Raw genomic sequence first — 1208 nt, 5'->3', positions numbered from 1 at the left:
GGGCGGGCTCGGCGGTCTGCGCCGGCACGGCGTCGGCCGCCTCCGGGACCGCTGCCCGGGTGCGTGGCCGCTCCCGGCCGCGTCCCGCCGTCGGGAACTCGAAGAGCCAGCGCACCCGTCGGTAGCCGAGCGCGAGGGCGAGCGGGACGAGGAACGTGAACGACGCGATGGCCACGTAGAAGTCGACCGGGCGGACCGCGGCGAGGTCGCGGAAGGCCGCCACCGCCAGGATCAGCACCGGCATGTGGGCGACGTAGAGGACCATCGAGCGGCGGCCGCAGAACTCGAGGAACGGCAGACGGGGCAGGCGCGGGCCGAGCCACAGCACCACGAGGATCCCCGGCAGAGCAGCGAACACGGACCAGGGCTGGCGCTCCGCCACCACGAGCGCGCCGGTGCGCGTGGCCGTCACGGTGAGCACCATCAGGATCACCGCGATCACACCCAGGGCGGCCGGCGCCGTGCGGATCCGGGGGAGCAGTCGCGCGGACGCGGCACCGAGGAAGAAGTACACACCCCAGTACAGGGGACGCACCCAGTCGCGGGGGCCGCTGACGAACTCCAGGAGCAGCACGAAGAGGACGGCCGCGACCACCAGCGCCGGGACACGGCGGATCACCGGGCCGATGAGATAGCAGAGCATGAGCACCCACAGGAACCACAGGTGCCACGCGCCACCGCGCCAGAACTCGCCGGACAGCAGGGACCCGGGCCTGCCCGTGGCCAGCGCCAGCACGACCATCCAGACGAGGAACGGCCACAGGATCCGCTCCGCCTTGCCGCGGTAGTACGTGCCCAGCGGCTTGGACACGGAGCGGGGCAGCAGGACGCCGGACAGGAACACGAGCATCGGCATCCGCCACGACTGGAACACCTGCACCACGTTCGCGAACGCCACGGAGCTGAAGGTCGCGTCGAGGCCCTGCGGCATCGTGTAGGTGTGGGTGAACATCACCAGCAGCACGGCGAATCCGCGCATCGCGTCCATCCAGGTCATCCGGCTGGGGGCGGACCCGTGGGACACGGGCGGGGTCGGCGTCGTGGACATGGCGGCTCCGGGGTGGCGTGGCGGGGCGGGGGAAGGGGGCTCCGCCGCCACATCGCGCGGAACGCCCAGAAGACCATAGCGGGCCGGTCGATTCCCGCCGGTTTTCGAACGTGAAATCGGGGTCATGGGGACTTTCGAACGCGAGATAGGCCCCACATCA

Annotated in this window: 1 protein-coding gene; it reads right to left on the bottom strand. The window is 71.4% G+C overall.

Going from position 1 to position 1208, the window contains the following annotated elements:
• Nucleotides 1-1048, bottom strand: a 1048-nt coding sequence (locus HMPREF3105_RS10310) for an acyltransferase family protein (protein WP_168168015.1), incomplete at its 3' end; no start/stop codon positions are given.
• Nucleotides 1049-1208: the final 160 nt, after the last annotated feature.

Origin of the sequence: Micrococcus sp. HMSC31B01, assembly GCF_001816085.1 — a bacterium.
GTDB classification, from domain to species: domain Bacteria; phylum Actinomycetota; class Actinomycetes; order Actinomycetales; family Micrococcaceae; genus Micrococcus; species Micrococcus luteus.
This window is presented reverse-complemented; position numbering and strand designations above follow the sequence as displayed.